This is a genomic window from Halosimplex salinum (genome assembly GCF_003730195.1).
GTDB lineage: Archaea > Halobacteriota > Halobacteria > Halobacteriales > Haloarculaceae > Halosimplex > Halosimplex salinum.
Genome location: NZ_QWGG01000001.1, coordinates 367,765 through 384,708, shown reverse-complemented (window position 1 = coordinate 384,708; position 16,944 = coordinate 367,765). Strand labels below are relative to the sequence as shown.

16 protein-coding genes are annotated in these 16,944 nt (G+C 68.7%); 7 read left to right on the top strand and 9 right to left on the bottom strand.

Annotated features, from left to right (window positions below; translation table 11 throughout):
- Nucleotides 1-21 precede the first annotated feature (21 nt).
- On the bottom strand, nt 22-1,209 hold the full coding sequence (locus D1409_RS01885; protein ID WP_123533478.1) for a hypothetical protein: 1,188 nt from the start codon (nt 1,207-1,209) through the stop codon (nt 22-24).
- Between the two features lie 137 nt (nt 1,210-1,346).
- Between D1409_RS01885 and D1409_RS01880 the strand changes: the two genes are divergently transcribed.
- Both D1409_RS01880 and D1409_RS01875 read left to right on the top strand, forming a co-directional pair.
- Entirely contained in the window at nt 1,347-1,580 is a 234-nt protein-coding gene (locus tag D1409_RS01880) for a DUF2249 domain-containing protein (protein ID WP_123533476.1), read from the top strand.
- Complete coding sequence (locus tag D1409_RS01875) at nt 1,577-1,900, top strand: cupin domain-containing protein (RefSeq protein WP_123533474.1); 324 nt, start codon at nt 1,577-1,579, stop codon at nt 1,898-1,900. The genes D1409_RS01880 and D1409_RS01875 overlap by 4 nt, the downstream gene beginning before the upstream one ends.
- Before the next feature lie 36 nt (nt 1,901-1,936).
- Here D1409_RS01875 and D1409_RS01870 read toward each other — a convergent pair whose 3' ends face one another.
- The 8 genes from D1409_RS01870 to D1409_RS01835 all read right to left on the bottom strand — a co-directional run bounded on the left by D1409_RS01870 (nt 1,937) and on the right by D1409_RS01835 (nt 10,728).
- A complete protein-coding gene (locus D1409_RS01870) occupies nt 1,937-2,407 on the bottom strand; it encodes a hypothetical protein (RefSeq protein ID WP_123533472.1) in 471 nt (156 codons plus the stop codon).
- The gene (locus tag D1409_RS01865; protein WP_123533470.1) at nt 2,404-2,676 is read right to left on the bottom strand and encodes a DUF2249 domain-containing protein; all 273 of its coding nucleotides are present in this window, start codon (nt 2,674-2,676) and stop codon (nt 2,404-2,406) included. The genes D1409_RS01870 and D1409_RS01865 overlap by 4 nt, the downstream gene beginning before the upstream one ends.
- 132 nt (nt 2,677-2,808) lie before the next feature.
- Entirely contained in the window at nt 2,809-3,867 is a 1,059-nt protein-coding gene (locus tag D1409_RS01860) for a TrmB family transcriptional regulator (protein ID WP_123533469.1), read from the bottom strand.
- A gap of 66 nt (nt 3,868-3,933) precedes the next feature.
- Entirely contained in the window at nt 3,934-4,131 is a 198-nt protein-coding gene (locus D1409_RS01855) for a hypothetical protein (RefSeq protein WP_123533467.1), read from the bottom strand.
- A gap of 136 nt (nt 4,132-4,267) precedes the next feature.
- Nucleotides 4,268-6,562 (bottom strand): ABC transporter ATP-binding protein, encoded by a 2,295-nt coding sequence (locus D1409_RS01850; RefSeq protein ID WP_123533465.1) that lies wholly within the window; start codon nt 6,560-6,562, stop codon nt 4,268-4,270.
- Nucleotide 6,563: 1 nt separating this feature from the next.
- Nucleotides 6,564-7,814 carry an ABC transporter permease gene (locus D1409_RS01845; protein ID WP_123534785.1) on the bottom strand — a complete coding sequence of 417 codons (1,251 nt, stop codon included), beginning with the start codon at nt 7,812-7,814 and terminating at the stop codon, nt 6,564-6,566.
- Nucleotides 7,801-8,811, bottom strand: coding sequence for an ABC transporter permease (locus D1409_RS01840; protein ID WP_123533463.1), 1,011 nt, complete (start codon nt 8,809-8,811; stop codon nt 7,801-7,803). Before D1409_RS01840 ends, D1409_RS01845 begins: the two co-directional genes overlap by 14 nt.
- Nucleotides 8,812-8,820: 9 nt before the next feature.
- On the bottom strand, nt 8,821-10,728 hold the full coding sequence (locus D1409_RS01835) for an ABC transporter substrate-binding protein (RefSeq protein WP_123533461.1): 1,908 nt from the start codon (nt 10,726-10,728) through the stop codon (nt 8,821-8,823).
- Between the two features lie 251 nt (nt 10,729-10,979).
- On the opposite strand from D1409_RS01835, the gene D1409_RS01830 reads away from it, so the two are divergent.
- From D1409_RS01830 to nikR, 5 genes are all read left to right on the top strand, one after another.
- Nucleotides 10,980-12,731, top strand: a complete 1,752-nt coding sequence (locus D1409_RS01830; RefSeq protein ID WP_123533459.1) for a glycoside hydrolase family 13 protein — start codon at nt 10,980-10,982, stop codon at nt 12,729-12,731.
- Nucleotides 12,728-14,419 carry a glycoside hydrolase family 13 protein gene (locus D1409_RS01825; RefSeq protein WP_123533457.1) on the top strand — a complete coding sequence of 564 codons (1,692 nt, stop codon included), beginning with the start codon at nt 12,728-12,730 and terminating at the stop codon, nt 14,417-14,419. Before D1409_RS01830 ends, D1409_RS01825 begins: the two co-directional genes overlap by 4 nt.
- Nucleotides 14,420-14,560: 141 nt before the next feature.
- A complete protein-coding gene (locus tag D1409_RS01820; protein WP_123533455.1) occupies nt 14,561-15,769 on the top strand; it encodes a DUF3179 domain-containing protein in 1,209 nt (402 codons plus the stop codon).
- Nucleotides 15,762-16,373 (top strand): hypothetical protein, encoded by a 612-nt coding sequence (locus tag D1409_RS01815; RefSeq protein WP_235853478.1) that lies wholly within the window; start codon nt 15,762-15,764, stop codon nt 16,371-16,373. The genes D1409_RS01820 and D1409_RS01815 overlap by 8 nt, the downstream gene beginning before the upstream one ends.
- A 56-nt stretch (nt 16,374-16,429) precedes the next feature.
- The gene (gene nikR / locus D1409_RS01810) at nt 16,430-16,858 is read left to right on the top strand and encodes a nickel-responsive transcriptional regulator NikR (protein ID WP_123533454.1); all 429 of its coding nucleotides are present in this window, start codon (nt 16,430-16,432) and stop codon (nt 16,856-16,858) included.
- Nucleotides 16,859-16,944 lie beyond the last annotated feature (86 nt).

The following is a 16,944-nucleotide window of genomic DNA, read 5'->3' as shown; positions in this document are numbered from 1 at the left end:
ACGCTGGCGGTCGAGCCGCCGTCAGTCCCGGGCGCGCTGGATGAACACACCGAGGACGAGATACGCGTAGGCGAGCGCTCCGAGGAGAGCCAGCACGCGCCCGGCACCGACCGCGAGGGCGGCCGACGCCGCGGCACCGGCGACTTCCGCCACCAGCCCTCCGGCCATGAGTCCCAGCGCCGCGGTCGCGAGGTCGTCGCCCGCGCCGGGGAACCGACCGACCGTCGGCGGGTAGAACTGGAACGTGACGCCGACGACGGTCAGCCCGAGGAAGCCGAGGAGGTTCAGGCGGTAGTGGGCGGCGACGAGAGCTGGGTCGACCGGGCCGAACGCGAAGGAGAGCCCGAGCACGACGGCGAGCACGCCGAACCCGACGCCGACGAGCGGGCCGTAGAAGCCCACGCGCCGGCGGTCGCTCGACCGGTAGAGGTGGACGTACGCGGCCGCGAACCCGAACACGGCGACGGCTTCGACGATAGCGCCCGTTCGGAAGACGGAGCCGGCGGGGAGGCCCGCGGCGAGCAGTGCCGGCCCGAGCGCGCCCGTCGGCAGGACGACCCACGGGACCCGCGAGGGAACGGTCGCGACGAGAAAGCGAGGGAGGAGTCGGAACCCGACGGCGAAGACGAGCAGCGCGGCGCCGCCCGCGGCGAGCAAGTGCGTCGCACGCGGCGGGTAGCCGTCGAGGACGGGCGCGATCACGGTGTGCGCCGCGAGCGTCTCCCAGGACCCGAGGGCGAGATAGGCGAGGACGACCGGGACGAACAGGTTCGCCGCGCGGTCGACCGGCCGTCGGGCGGCGTTGTGGTCGCCGGTCCCCGTCTCCGCGCCGGTCTCGTTGTCCCTGAGCGTCCAGCCGAGGGTCCCGAGGAACACCGCGAGACCGGCCGCCCACGCCGCGGCCCCGACGGCCCCCACCGCATCGGGCACACCGGCGAGCGGGTCGAGGGCGAGTCCGAGCGTTCCGACCGCCGCGAGCGGCAGGTGCAGCGCCGGAGCGAACGGCCACGCCAGGTTGCGGTCGAAGTAGGAGGGGACCAGCGAGTACGCCTTCCCGAAGACGACGTGCAGGACGAAGCCGAAGAGCCCGAGCGTCACGGTCGTCCGCCGGGGCAGGCCGGCAACGGCCGCCGCCTGCCAGCCCACGAGCCAGCAGACGCCGCTCGCGACCAGCGCGCGCGACCATCGGGAGAGCGTCGCCGACGACATCCCGCGAACCTGCGACCGCGGGCCCCCTCAATCTGGCGGCGAACGCCGTCGCGGACCCCTCCTCGTCCCGAGCGGTACACACCATCGAACATGTTCGTCCGAAGGGACAGGCCGTCGGCCGGCGTACCTCCGAGTGCATGCCAGCTACGACGCTCGACATCCGGGACGTGCCGCCGCCGGAGCGCCATCCGATGATCCACGAGGCCTTCGAGGACCTCGACAGCGGTGAGACGCTCCGGATCGTGAACGACCACGAGCCGAAGCCGCTGTTCTACGAGTTCCAGGCGGAGGTCGAGGACTTCGACGCGGACAACTACGACGTGGAGCGTCGGGACGTCGACGAGTTCGTCGCCGACCTCCCCAAGGTATGACCGACGCGGACTCCGCGCCCGAGACCGAGACCGAACTCGTCCACCTGCCCGACCTCGACGGCGATGGCCGCGGCGTCCTCTTCGAGGGGGCACCGAAGACCGTCCGCCTCGCGCTCGAGGCCGGCGATCGTGTTCCGCCCCACCAGCACCCCGACGAGGAGATCGTCTGCTACGTGATCGAGGGCGAACTCGAGATGGAACTGGGCGAGGAGACGCACGAACTGGTCGCGGGCGACGCCGCCCGCTTCTCGGGCGACCAGGACATCTCGCCGACCGCCCGGGAGGACAGCGTCGCGCTGCTCGTACTCGCCGAGGGCTGACTCGGCGGATTCCACAATTTTCGACCCGAAAATCGACTACCCGAACAGGTCCAGCGCCGTCTCGATAGTGTCCGCGTCAGTCGTCCCGGCGCCGTCCGCGTCGGCGTCGCCCGCCGCCGTGCCGTCCGCGTCAGTCGTCCCGGCGCCGTCCGCGTCGCCGTCGCCCGCCGCTGCGCCGTTCTCGTCAGCCGTCGTCGCGCCGTCCGTCTCTCCCGTCGGCTCCTCCTCTGCGGCCGACCGAAGTCCGCGTTCCGGGGTCGCGATCAGCCGCGCGACGAGTCGGTCGGCGAGCGCGGAGACTGCCTCGCGGTCGGCCGTGGAGAGGTCGCCGGTCGCGTCCAGTTTCCCGAGCGCGGTCTCGACCTCGCGGTCCCGGATCTCGGCGGCCCGGTCGTGGATGCGCTCGACGGCGGCCTCCACCTCGGCGTCGGTCGCTCGCTCCGTCGGCCGAGGCGTCTCCGCCGAACGGCTGTCGCCGGCGGCGTCCGTGAACGACGCGCCGGTCATGGACGCCAGATAGTCGTGACCGTGACGCCGTCGCGCTCGACGGTCTCGTACCGGTAGCCGCGGTCGTTGAGTTTCGGATAGAGGTGCTGGGGGGCGCGGTCGTTCAACTGGACGAGGACCGCGTCGTCGTCGAGGTCGACCAGCCGTTCGAGCGTGTTCTTCAGCGGCTTCGGCGGCCCCAGGTCCCGCACGTCCAGCGTCTCCCGCGGGGCGTCCTCCGGAGCGTCGCTGGCCGCGAGTATCGCGTCGACGTTCAGTCCCGTGGACATGGGCGAAGATCGGTCCGCGACCGCCCCCAGCGTTGCGCCGAACGTGTTCGGGGACTGGTCGGATATCGAGAACGGGGAAAACGGCGGACAGGGGGTACTGCTCGGCCGGTCGGAGAACGACGGGAGTGGAGGCTACTGTTCGGCCGGTCGGAGTTCGACGCGCTCGGCCTCGTAGTCCTCGATGAACGACCCGGGGCCGCCGACGCTGACCTCGCCGTCGTCGGTCTCGAGGTAGAGGCTCGTCTCCAGCGTGTACTCGTTGGTCGCGGGTTCGACGAACGCCTGGCGGACCTGGCTGACCCGGCCCTCGACCTCCGGGCCGTCGTCCGTCGTCACGTCCGCGTAGAGCTCGGTCCCCTCGCGCCGGTGGAGCGCGGCCTCCAGCGCGGCGTGACGGAGCCACTCGCACGTCTGGGGGAGCGGGTCGGGCTCCCGGACGTGGATTTCCGTCGCGGCCGGCCAGTAGGCGCCGAAGTAGAGCCCGACGATGGACCCGGCGAGGTTGTCCTGCGTGACGGCGACGGCCTCCTTGTCGACGTGCGTCCCCGAGAGGATGCCCGAGTGGCCGATCATCGCCGACTCGTCGTCGGCCGCGTACATGAACGGCAGACTCTCGGACCAGGAGCGCGCCACCGCGGCCGACGCTTCGAGTCGCGACTCCTCGCCGTCGAGGTCCGCGGCGTCGCCGACCAGCAGGAAGACGAGCACGCCGCGGTCGACCGCGGCTTGCAGTTCCGGTTCGATGTCCTCGTAGGCGTGTTCCGGGACGGCGACGAGCACCTCGTGTTCCGCCTCGGAGATCCCCTCCCGGAGTCGCTTGACCGCGGTCTCGCGGGCCTTGACGATCTGTATCTCCGGCGTCTGCGGCTCGGTCTCGTTGAACCGGTCTTCGAGCGTCGGCGTGATCGACTCGAGGCGGTTCGAGAGCGAGTCGATCGCCTCCTGGGGCGGGAGCGCCCGGATCGTCGTCGGCGAGGCGTGGTCGTTGACGCGAACGAGGTCGCGGTCCGCGAGCCGTTCGGCGATGTTGTAGACGGCCCGCTGGGTCACGTCGGCCTCCTCCGAGACGGTGCTGACGGTCGTCTCGCCGTGTTCGAGGACGGCGAGGTACGTGTCGATCTCCGTGTCGGAGAAGCCGAAGACGTTCAGTTCCTCCCTGAGCGTCCCGTCGTCGACGTGGTCGCTGGTCATCGTATCACTTCGTTGTATGGTGTCACGTATGGTAGTTCCTCTTGCAGTTCGGGTCGTCGCGCGGGGTCACAGCAGGTCATCGAATGGGTCCCAGTCGGCGTAGATGAACGCGGCCGAGGCGACGAACACGACCGCGAGCATCGCGAAGCTCACGACCGAGACGACGAACGTGCCGGTCCCCGGCTCGATGAACGGTATCGACAGCACGAGAAATCCCAGCAAGACGCCGCTCGCGGTGAGAAACGAGCGCCAGACGTTCGTCACGGTGTACTCCTCCGTCGTACGTCGTCGCAGGGCTGACAGTTCACGGTTCCGCTCCCGGCCGGGCGCCGGCCCACGGATCCGTCGCGGCGACGGGGGCCGACAGCCGGTCCGGGAGTGGTCCCTTGCATGTCTGACGTCAGTCCTCGATCGACGGTGTTTCGGCGGTGTCGACGCCTTCGAGCGGCTCGCTGTGCCAGTACTCGTGGTCCGGGTCCGAGCGGTGACAGGCGACGGCGCGTCCGTCGTCGATCGACTCGCCGTCGCCGAGATCCGGCGCCTCTCGGGTACAGACCTCGCGGGCCTCCGGACAGCGGGTGTGGAACCGACAGCCGCTGGGCGGGTTCACCGGGTCCGGGATGTCGATCGACCGGACCGGTGGGTCCGTCATCTCCTGGGCGCTCGGGTCGAGGTTCGCCGTCGCCCACCGCAACACCTTCGTGTACGGGTGCTGAGGGTCGCCGAGCACCTGTTCGGGCGGTCCGATCTCGACGAGTTCGCCGAGGTACATGATGCCGATCCGCCCGTCGGCCTTCTCCGCGAGGTAGCGGGCGTTCGACAGCGTGTGCGAGATGAACACGAACGAGGTGCCGAACTGCTGCTGGAGTTCGAGCAGGAGGTCCATGGTCTCCACGCGGAGGGAGACGTCCAGCGCCGACACGGCTTCGTCGGCGAGGATCACGTCCGGGTTCATCAGGAGCGCCCGCACGAGGGCGACGCGCTGTTGCTCCCCGCCTGACAGCTGATGTGGGAAGCGGTTCGCGTAGTCCTCGGGCGGTTGCATCCCGACGCGCTTGAGCAGCGCGTAGATGCGCGCTCGGCGGTCCTCGGTCGAGAGGTCCGGGTCCCAGCGCTTCAGCGGCGCTTCGAGCGACGTGACGACCTTCTGGTTCGGGTTCAGCGACGCGCCGGGGTCCTGGTGGATGATCTGGAGCGCCCGACGGATCGAGCCGTACTCGACGTCGGGGTCACCGACGCCGTCCTTGGCCGCCCAGACGTCCTGGCCACGGTACGAGACCGTGCCGTCTGTCGGCCGCTGGACGCCGATGATCGCCTTGCCCAGCGTCGTCTTCCCGCACCCGGACTCGCCGACCAGGGCGAGCACGTCGTTCTCGGGGATGTCGATCGACACGTCGTCGACGGCCCGGACCGCGTCCGGTTCCTCGAACAGCGACTCGATCGTCCCCTGCTCCTCCTCGAAGTGGATCGACACGTCGTCGAGTGAGACGACCGTCTCGTCGTCCGGGGCGGTCGCGCCCGCGACGCCCGCAGTGGCCTCGGCCTCGGCGGTGTGCCCGGAGAACTGCTCCGCCGGGTCGGCCGAGGCGTCATCGACGGACTCGGTCGCGTCGAGGACCGCTTCGACGTCGAACGGGACCGCCTCGTCCGCGCGCTCGTGGTGGAAACACGCCGTCCGCTGGTCCGGCCCGGCGTCGTACCAGCCGGGCTTCTCCTCGTGACAGCGCTGGTCGGCGAGCGGACACCGCGGCGCGTAGTGACACCCGTTCGGGACGTGTGCCGGATTCGGCGCGGTCCCCTCGATGGGGGTCATCGTGTCCAGCGGCGCGTCGAGGTTCGGCACCGCCTTCAGCAGCGCCCTCGTGTAGGGGTGTTCCGAATCGCGAACGATCTGTTCGCTCGGTCCGACCTCCGCGAGTTCGAAGGCGTAGAGGATGGCCAGTCGGTCGGCCAGCCCCGCCACCAGCGGCAGGTCGTGCGTGATGAACAGGATCGACAGCTCGTACTTCTCCTTGATGTCGTCGAGCAGGCTCAGGATCGAGCGCTGCATCAACAGGTCGAGCGCCGCCGTCGGCTCGTCCATCAGGAGCACGTCCGGTTCGAGGATCAGCGAGAGGGCGATCAGCGCCCGCTGGCTCATCCCACCGGAGAGCTCGTGCGCGTACGACTCGAGCACCCTGTCGGGGTCGAGATACAGGTCCGAGAGGAGCTCTCGGGCGCGATGCATGCCCTCGTCGACGTCGTAGTCATGTGCGTCGAGGGTCTCCTCGAAGTGCCCGGCGATCGTCATCGTGGGGTTGAACGATGACAGCGCGCCCTGGAACACCATCGAGATCTCCTCCCAGCGGAACTTCTTGAGGTCGTCGCCCTCGAGGTCGAGCACCTCGACGGGCTCGCTCCCGGTCTCGGGGTAGTACCGGACGCTCCCGGTGGTGATTCCGGGTTCCTCGACGGCGTCCATCATCGCGTTCGCGAGCATGGACTTGCCCGACCCGGACTCGCCGACGCAGCCGAGGATCTCCTCGCGACGGAGGTCGAGGCTCACGTCGTCGAGCACCATCGCGTCGCGCGCCTGCAGGTCGTAGGTGACGCTGACGTCGCGCACCTCGACGATGGGGTCCTCGGTGGCCGTCGCGGTCTGGTCGCGTCCGCGACTGCCGCCGTCGATGCTCCCGTCGTCCCGTGTGCTTGCCATGTCAGATCCCTCCCGTCGCCGCGGTCGTGGTTCCGCCGGAACCGCCCTCCTCGTCGTCTTCGTCGCCGCCCTCGACCGACTTCGCGTGGCGAGCGCGGACTCGCGGGTTGAACACGCGGTCGGCCCCCTGCGCGAGCAGGGTCAACCCGAGCGCGAGGACGATGATCGTCAGCATGGGGACGAGCAGCCAGTGGAACGCGGCGGCCGAGGAGGTCGCTCCCGCCCGGTTGACGGCCGCGTTCATCATGACGCCCCAGTTGACGCTGTTGTACGGCAGGACGCCGAGGAAGTACAGCCCGACCGACCCGAAGATGACCGCGCGGGCCTGCCGGACGAAGTTCATCGTGATGTACGGCATCAGGTTCGGGATGATGTCGCTCCCGATGATCTTCGGCGTCCCGATGCCCATGATCCGCGAGGCCTCGACGTACTCGGCGTCGCGCAGGGTCAACACCTGCGAGCGGATGGCCCGTGCCAGCCCCGCCCAGGCGTTGATGGTGATGAGGATCCCGATGACGGCGGGATTGCCGTCGATCTGGAGCGCCGCCGCGAGCACGATCGTCAGCGGCAGGCCCGGGATGGTCATCATCACGTCCGTGATCGTCATCAGGACGCTGTCGACGCGTCCGCCCTTGTACCCGGCGAGCGTGCCAGTGGCCGTCCCGAGGACGACCGTGAACACCGCACCGGAGGTGATCATGATCAGCATCGACGGCGTCGCGTAGACCGTCTGCGAGAGGATGTCCGTCCCCGACGCCGTCGTCCCGAAGGGGTGGTCCAGCGTCCGGAACGCGCCGATGAGGTAGTCGCCCTGGTTCGGCGACGGCGCTTCGACGAGTTTCGGACCGACGATACCCATCAACAGGTAGAACGTGACGACGAGCAGGCCGAAGCGCGCTCGCCAGTCGCTCCAGACGATCCGGCCGGGCGCGAGCAGTTTCTCGTCGGCCCACTGTCGCCGCCGCTCGCCCTTCGTCAGCGACACGTCGGCCATCTGCTCGAACTCCGAGACGTTCCCCTTCGAGCGGGTCCCGCCGTCCGAACGAAGTTCGGACGAGGCTCGGGCTCCCTCGGAGCCCTCACCGCCGTCGGCCGCGACCCGGCCCTTCCGGCCGTGGCCCGAGACCGCGGGACGTGCGGGGCCGGACTCGTCGTCCGTGCCGACGACCTCGTCGGCGTCGATGGCGTCGTCGTTGCCGGCGATGGCGTCGAAGGTCGGGTCCTCGCCGTCGTCGTCTCTAATAGGACTCACGCGAGGCACCTCCTTTGGCGCGCGGGTCGAGTATCCCGTAGGTCAGGTCGGCGATGGTGATACCGATGACCATCGCGACCGTGATGAGGATGAACCCGCCCATCATCAGCGGGTAGTCCCGCGCGTTGATCGCCTGGATCAGGTAGAACCCGACGCCGGGGTAGGCGAAGATGTTCTCGATGATGACCGCCCCGCCGAACACGGTCCCGATGGCGATCATCAGGCCGGTGTACATCGGCAGGATGGCGTTGCGAGCCACGTATCGCAGGGCGATCCGTCGGGTCGAGAGCCCGCGCAGGCGCGCGACCCGGAGGTAGTCCTCACCGAGGACGCGGATGGAGTTGCCCCGCATCGACAGCGCCCAGCCGCCGAAGCCGACGACGGCCATCGACGCGATCGGCATCGCGCCGTGCTGCAGGACGCTCGCGAGGAACGGGACGTTGAACCCCGGCGACAGCTCCGAGGCGTAGCGGCCGCCGGTCGGGAAGAGCTCGTAGCGATAGCCGAGGAAGGCGACGAGCAACAGCCCGACGACGTAGCCCGGCGTCGAGTTGAGCACGAGACCGATGCCGGTGCTGGTCACGTCGAAGCGCGACCCCTCCTTGTACGCCATGATCGCGCCCAGCGAGACGCCCACGGTGAAGGCGAGGAACAGCGCTGAGGCGGTCAGGAACACGGTCCACGGGATAGCCGGACCGATGACGCTCGTGACGGGCTGTTCGTACCAGATAGACTGGCCGAAGTCGCCCTGCACGATCGCGGCCATGTACTCGACGTACTGGACGTAGATCGGCTCGTCGACCGCGATGTTGGTCTGGGCGGCGATGCGCTGGTTGATCTCCGCCATCGTCATGTCGCTGCCACCCTGCTGGATCGCCTGCGCGCGCAGGTAGTCCAGCGGGCCGCCCGGCAACAGCCGAACGAGGCCGAAGCTGGCCGACACCACGACGAAGACGGTGAGTATCGATTGGCCGATCCGCTTCAGTACGTAGCTCATGGGTTTCGGTTACTCGCTCGCGGTGGAGAGCGCCGCGACGAGGTCCGACGGAACGACGGTCTCGCCGTCGCGGACCTGGTCGTGGAGCACCGACGATTCGAACTCGCTCGGCAGGTTCCACGCGTTCTGCGCGTCCCAGCTGTCGAACAGCCACTGGAAGTGGAAGAACGGGTGGGACTGGTCGTACGACGCCCAGCCCTGCAGGCCGACGACGAAGTCGCCGTTCGAGTAGTCCTGTCCCCAGTAGGTCGAGGTGTCTTTCATCTCCGCCTGCGCTTCGATACCGAACTCCTTCAGCTGCGAGACGACGGTCTCCGCGCCGGCGACCCAGTCGGAGAAGCCGGACGGTCCCGCGATCGGGATCGTCAGCGGCTCGCCGTCCTTCTGCCAGGTGCCGCCGGACTTCTCGTAGCCCGCGTCCTCGAGGAGCGCGGCGGCCTCGTCGGTCTGGGCCTCGCCGCGACCGTACGTCTCGAACTCGTCGACGACGCCCTCGAGCCAGGCGCCCTCGATCTGCCCGTTGAACTCCCCGGTCAGGCCGCTCGGGTAGGAGACGGCGATCTTGGAGTTCGTGCCGGCACCGGAGTTCTTCGCGACCGCTTCGCGGTTGACGACGTGCGCGATGGCCTTGCGGACGCGCGGGTCGTCGACGGGTTCCTCGTCGAAGTTGAAGACGAGGCCCAGACCCCAGTGGCGCGGGATGAGGCTGACCTGCACGGAGTCGGGGAGCTGGTTCAGCTTGTTCGACGGCATGAACAGCGTCGCCGACCCGTCGGTCTCCTCGTTGATGAGGGAGTTCCAGCGGCCCTGGTTCTCCGGCTTGTAGAGGTACTCGACCTCGGGGTAGTTGATGTTGTCAGCGTCCGGGTGGTCGTCGTACTTCGTCAACAGCGTCCGACGGGTGTCGGCGTCCTCGAACTGGAAGGGGCCACAGCCGACCGGTTCGGGCGTGGTGTCCTCCGTGAGGTCCGCGAGCGCCTGCGAGCGCTCGTCCTCGGACTCCGCCTCGTCCAGCGCGGTGACGAACTCGCCGTAGCTGCCCTCGTGGGCGACGAGGTACTTCGGCTGGAGGTACGCCAGCAGGATGTCGCCGTTGACCTCCTCGACGAGCTCCATCTCGACCGTCGTCTCGTCGACGGCGGTGACTCGCTCGGAGATCATGCCGTCGTCCTCCGGCGCGACGAACTCGCCGAGACTGCCGCCGTTGTAGATGTCGAGTTTGATCTGGTTCGCCACGTCCGTCGCCGTGACGGCGTCGCCGTTGTGCCAGGTCTGGCCCTCGCGGACGTTCAGGGTCAGGGTCGTGCCGTCCAGCGAGTGGTCGCTGACGACGTACCCCGAGTACTCCTGGGTCGCGAGGTTGTACTGCATGAACCGGTCGAACAGCATCCGGCGTGCCTCGCCGAAGTTCTTCCCGTTCCAGGGGTTGTACTGGGAGTCCTGCGGGACCGCCCACTGCGCGAACGTGAGTCGGTCGTCGTCGGAGCCGTCCTTCGCGGTCCACTCGCCCGAGCGGGGGAGCCACTCGGTCGGCCAGTAGGTCTGCACCGCGTCGCTGTCCTTCGAGGGGACCGACCAGTCGTCGGTCGTCTGGAACGACTGTGCCAGCTTCTCCTGGAGCGGGAGCACCGGGAGCGTCTGGTTCGTCACGTACGCGAGCTCCTGGATCGTCGCCAGTGACTCGCTGTCGACCTGCACCGGCGTCGCAGTCGGCGTCGGCGTCTCGTCGTCCGCACCGCCGCCGTCGCCGTCACCGTCGCCACCGTCACCGTCGTCGGCGGGTGTATCGGTTTCGACTGCCGACTGTCCACCACAGCCTGCGAGACCAGCCGCAGCGCCCGTTGCGCCGAGTAGCTGCATCATTCGACGGCGCGAGACCGAACGCCCGTCCGTGCCGTGTCGCTGATTGTCAGACATCGCTCGTTCAGTATCATGAAGGACCATGCAATAAAAACTTTGGTTGAACCCGTTCTTCATAATCCTCGTCAGAATTAAGTGGGTCGTTCCTCTGGGTATCTCGTGAGCGGAGTCCGCGTCGGACTCCCTGGACAAGTCATGACGAGGAGACACCAACATCGTATCGAGGAGGAGTCTCGCGACGGATCGCGGCGCGGGCGGTCCGAGCGCCGTCGCCGTGAACCGGCCCGTCCGAGGAACGGTGACCGGCGATGAGCGGCGTCAGCGAGGCCGAGCGGGTCTGGTGGAAGGAAGCGGTCGTCTACCAGGTGTACCCGAAGAGTTTCCGGGACAGCGACGGCGACGGCGTCGGTGACCTGCGGGGACTCGTCGACCGCGTCGACTACCTCGACGACCTCGGCGTCGACGCCGTCTGGCTCAACCCCGTCTACGACTCGCCGCAGGTCGACAACGGCTACGACATCAGCGACTACCGGTCGATCGCCGACGGCTACGGCGACATGGCCGACTGGGAGCGCCTGCGCGACGAACTCCACGACCGCGACATGCGCCTGATCATGGATCTGGTCGTCAACCACACGTCCGACCAGCACGAGTGGTTCCAGCGCTCCCGGCGCGAAGAGGGCGAGTACGCCGACTACTACCACTGGGTCGAGGGCTCGCCCGAGGAACCGCCGAACGACTGGCAGTCCGTCTTCGGCGGCCCCGCCTGGAGCTACGACGAGGAGCGCGGCGCCTGGTACCTCCACCTCTTCGACGAGGCCCAGCCGGACCTGAACTGGACGAACCCGGACGTGCGCGAAGCCGTCTACGACATGATGCGCTGGTGGCTCGACCGCGGCATCGACGGCTTCCGCATGGACGTCATCAACATGATCTCCAAGGCCGAGGGCTACCCCGACGGCGGCGGTGAGCACTTCATGAACGGCCCCCGCGTCCACGAGTACGTCGGCGAGATGGTCGACGAGGTGCTGGCCGACGAGGAGATACTCACCGTCGGCGAGACGCCCGGCGCCTCGGTCGCGGACGCGAGGCGGTACGTCGGCGAGGACGGCCTCTCGATGGTGTTCCAGTTCGAGCACGTCACGTTCGACCACGACGAGCACAAGTGGGACGCCCGCGACCCCGACCTCGTCGAGTTCAAGCAGATCCTCGCCAAGTGGCAGACCGGCCTCGCCGAGGACGGCTGGAACTCCCTGTACCTGAACAACCACGACCAGCCCCGGATGGTCTCGCGGTTCGGAAACGACGACGAGTACCGACGGAAGTCGGCCGAGCTTCTGGGGACGCTCACCCACACCCTCTGCGGGACGCCGTTCGTCTACCAAGGCGAGGAACTCGGCATGACGAACGCGCCGTTCGAGACGCGCGAGGACCTGCGGGACGTCGAGGCGCTGAACTACGTCGACGCGACCATCGAGGACCCCGACACCGCCGCGGAGTCGTACGCGGACGTCCGCGACGCCGTCGAGGCGATCGGCCGGGACAACGCACGGACGCCGATGCAGTGGTCCGGCGACGAACACGCCGGCTTCACCGACGGCGAGCCCTGGATCGACGTGAACCCCAACTACACCGAGGTCAACGTCGAGCGCGCCCGCGAGGATCCCGACTCGGTGTTTCACTACTATCGCGACCTGATCGCCCTCCGCGACCGCGACCTCGTCGTCTACGGCGACTTCGAGTTGCTCTACCCGGACCACCCCTCGCTGTTCGCCTACACGCGGACGCTCGAAGTCGACGGGGACGACGGCGAGAGCGAGGGCGCGACCGAGCGCGCGCTCGTCGTCCTGAACTTCGACGACGAGCCGACGACGTTCGAGGCGCCCGCCGACGTGACTGTGGACGGCCTCGAACTCGCGCTCGCCAACGACGACGCACCCGCAGTTCCGGGCCGTTCGTTCGAACTCGGGCCGTGGGAGGCGCGCGTCTACCTGACGCCCGACGACTCCGACGGCAGCGACGCGACCGACCGCGCAGAACCCACGAGCGCCGACCGATGACACAGACCATACCCAGTACGGACGAACGCATCGACCGCGAGTGGTGGAAGGAGGCAGTCGTCTACCAGATCTACCCGCGGAGCTTCAACGACAGCGACGGCGACGGCGTCGGCGACATCCCCGGCATCACCGAGCGCGTCGACTACCTCGACGCGCTGGGCGTCGACGTGGTCTGGCTCTGTCCCGTCTACGACTCGCCGAACCACGACAACGGCTACGACATCCGCGACTACCGCGCGATCCTCGACGAGTTCGGCGACATGGCCGACTGGGAGCGCCTGCGCGACGAACTCCACGACCGCGACATGAAGATCATCATGGACCTCGTGGTCAACCACACCTCGAACGAACACGAGTGGTTCCAGCGCTCCCGGCGCGAGGAGGGCGAGTACGCCGACTACTACCACTGGGTCGAGGGCTCGCCCGACGAGCCGCCGAACAACTGGGAGTCGCTGTTCGGCGGCCCCGCCTGGAGCTACGACGAGGAGCGCGGCGCCTGGTACCTCCACGTCTTCAACGAGAACCAGCCGGACCTGAACTGGCGCAACCCGGACGTGCGCGAGGCGGTGAAATCCGTCGTCACGTGGTGGCTGGACCGCGGCATCGACGGCTTCCGCATGGACGCCATCAGCCACCTCTCGAAGCCCGAGGGGTACCCGAACGGCGACCCGGACGAAGACGGTCCCCTCGGGTCCGAGCACTACACCCTCGGCCCGCGACTGGGCGAGTACCTCGACGAACTCGGCGAGGTGATCCCCGAGGAATCGATGACAGCCGGCGAGATGGGCGGCGCCTCCGCCGAGGACGCCCGGGAGTACATCGAGCGCGGCGACTGCCTCGACATGGTGTTCCACTTCGACCACCTCGGCGTCGACCAGGGCGGCGACTGGACCGGCGACGACTGGGGCGAGTGGAGCCTCCCGGAGTTCAAAGAGCTGATGACGCGCAACCAGCGGGAAGTCGCTCGCCGGACCTGGGAGGCGCTCTTCCTCGGCAACCACGACCATCCCCGTATCGTCTCGCGGTTCGGGCACGACGACTACCGCGAGAAGTCGGCCAAACTCGTCGGCACGTTCCTGCTGACGATGCGCGGGACGCCCTACCTCTACCAGGGTCAGGAGATCGGGATGACCAACACGGAGTTCGACGCGCTCGGCGAGATAGACGACGCGATGACGGTCGGCATCGTCGAGGAACTGCTCGCCGACGGCGCCGTCGACTCCTTCGACGAGGTCCGCGAGGCCGTCAACTACCGGAGTCGCGACCACGCCCGCACACCGATGCAGTGGGCCGCACAGGACGGCGCGGACTTCACCGAGGGCGAGCCGTGGCTGGCGGTCAACGACAACTACACCCGGATCAACGTCGAGGACGCCGTCGACGACACCGACTCGGTGTGGCACCACTACCGTCGACTGGTCGAACTCCGGGGCGACGACCCCGCGCTGGTCTACGGCGACTACGACCTGCTCGCGCCCGACGACGAGCAGATCTACGCGTTCACCCGCACGCTCGGCGACGACCGCCGCCTCGTCGTCCTGAACTGGTCGGCAGAACCCGCCGTCTTCGAGAGCGCCGAACTCGCCGCGGCCGACGCGACGGTCATGATCGGGAACTACGACGACGCGCCGACGGCACCGCTCGGGGCCGAGTTCCGCCCCTTCGAAGCCGTCGTCTACGAGTACTGACCGGGCCGAAATCGCGTCCGGTACCGAGGTCGACCACCGCGAACTGGCCGCCGCCGCACGGCCCGGCGACGCGACGGTGCCATGGCGCGCACCTCGCACAGGCGGCCCACCGTTATTCCGTCTATTCCCGTACCTCGGGGTATGACAGCGTTTACCAGGCGCCGATTTCTCGCGGCCGCGAGCGCCGCGTCCGTCGGCGCGGCGGCCGGTTGCGCAGTTCCGGGGTCCGGCGCCGCCCGTGACAGTGGGGGCGGTGGGGACGGTGCAGACAGATCGTCGAGCGGGGACACCGGCCCGGACTCGGACCGAGACCCCGAATCCGACACCAGTTCCGAACCCGACGAGAGCGCCGTCCCGACCGCGACCCCAGCGCGCGACCCGACGACCTCGCTCCCGACAGCCGACCGGACGCTCCCGCTACCGATGTCGCCCGGCGAACTCACGTCGGAGGCCCAGTCGGGCGGCCCGCCCAAGGACGGCATCCCCGCCATCGACGACCCCTCGTTCGTCGACGCCGGGGACGTGGACTTCCTCGCCCCCGGCGACCCCGTGTTCGGCGTCGCGCGCGGCGACACGGTCAAGGCCTACCCCCAGAAGATCCTGGTGCAACACGAGATCACAAACGACACCGTCGACGGGACTCCGGTCGCCGTCACCTACTGCCCGCTGACGGGCACCGCCCAGGGGTTCGAGCGCGGCGACACGACCCTCGGCGTCTCGGGCCGACTGATCAACAACAACCTCGTGATGTACGACCGCGCGACCGAGACGTGGTGGCCCCAGATCCTCGCGACTGCGATCCCCGGGCCCTGGAACGAGGACCCGCCGACGGCGTCCCTGCGGGAGTTCCGCCTCGTCTGGACGACGTGGCTGGAGTGGACCGACCAGTACCCGGAGACGCGAGCCCTCTCCACCGACACCGGCTACGCGCGCAACTACACCAGAGATCCGTACGGCTCGTACAACCCGAGGGAGGGGTACTACGCCAACGGGCGGACGCTCTTCCCGTCGCTCGGCGACGACGACCGGTACCAGGCTAAACGCGTCTTCCTGGGTGCTCGAACGCCCGACGGGGCCGTCGCGTTCGACGAGAACGCTCTCCTCGACGCCGGGACGATGGCCGGCGAACTCGGCGGAACCCCCGTCGTCGCCGTCGCCGACCCGCGGCTCTCCACCGGATACGTGTACCTGAACCCGGACGGGCGCGAGTTCTCGCTCGTCGACGCGGAGGTCCGCGGTGCGGACGGGACGTACGCCCCCGACGACCTGCCGCTGACGCGCGTCCACGCGTTCGACGCGATGTGGTTCGCGTGGAGCGGCTACTACCCGGACACGAACGTCTATGCCTGAGACGGCGGACGGCGGGAGAGGCGGCCTGCTCGCCGACGTTCGAGGAGCGCTCACCCGGACCCGAACGGCCGCGACGCTCCCGCTCCACCGGAGGGACGCCGCGCTCGTCTTCGCGGCGACGAGCGCCGCCTACCTGACCGTCTACCTCTACGCGCTCGGCCATCTCGCGCCCGGGCTCGGGGGGTTCGGCGTGACCGTCGTCGACGGTGCGGCCGAGAAGTTCTTCCGGCCGGCGCTGGGCCCGCTCTCGTTCACCCCGGTCGCCAGGGTGAGTCTCGGCCCGCTGACCTACCTGTTCTCGGCGAACACGGTCCTCGGTGCGGGGGTGGCCGGACTCGTCGGCCTCAATCTCGCGCTGACGTATCTCGCCTGGACCCAGCCCGCCAGTTGCGGGATCGGCAGGCCCTCCGCGGGCGTCCTCGCCGGCCTGCCGGCGCTCCTGTCGGGGACCGCCTGCTGCGGACCGGTCGTCCTGATCGCCGTCGGCGTCCAGGCGTCGGGCGTCCTGCTCACCACCTTCCAGTTCCTGCTTCCCCTCGCCGTGCTCCTGTTGCTCGCCGGCCTCGTGCTCGTGGGCCGGCAGGTCGACCCCGCGGCCGTCTGAGACGGAGTCGATCGATTATACCAATGTTTAATATTCGAACGGCACTGAGTTAACATATGAGCGTCGTCAGCGTCTCGATGCCGGAGGAGTTGCTCGAACGGATCGACCAGTTCGCGGACGAACACGGCTACACCGGTCGGAGCGAGGTCGTCAGGGAGGCCAGTCGGAACCTCCTCGGCGAGTTCGAGGACAAGAAACTCGAGGGCCGCGAGCTGATGGGCGTCGTCACGGTCGTGTTCGACTACGAGACGACGAGCGTCGAGGAGAAGATGATGCACCTCCGCCACGAACACGAGGACATCGTCGCCTCGAACTTCCACAGCCACGTCGGCGGCCACCACTGCATGGAACTGTTCATCCTCGAGGGGTCGCTCGAGGAGATCTCCTCGTTCGTCGGGAAGATCCGCGCCACGAAGGACACCCTCACCATCGACTACTCCGTGCTCCCCGTCGACGACTTCGGCCCGCTCGCCGACATGACCTGATCGCGCCTGGACGACCGCAGGACTCTATTTTCCGCCGCCACGCCCGATAGCGGCGAGCCCGGAGACCGGGCGTCGGACCACGCCTC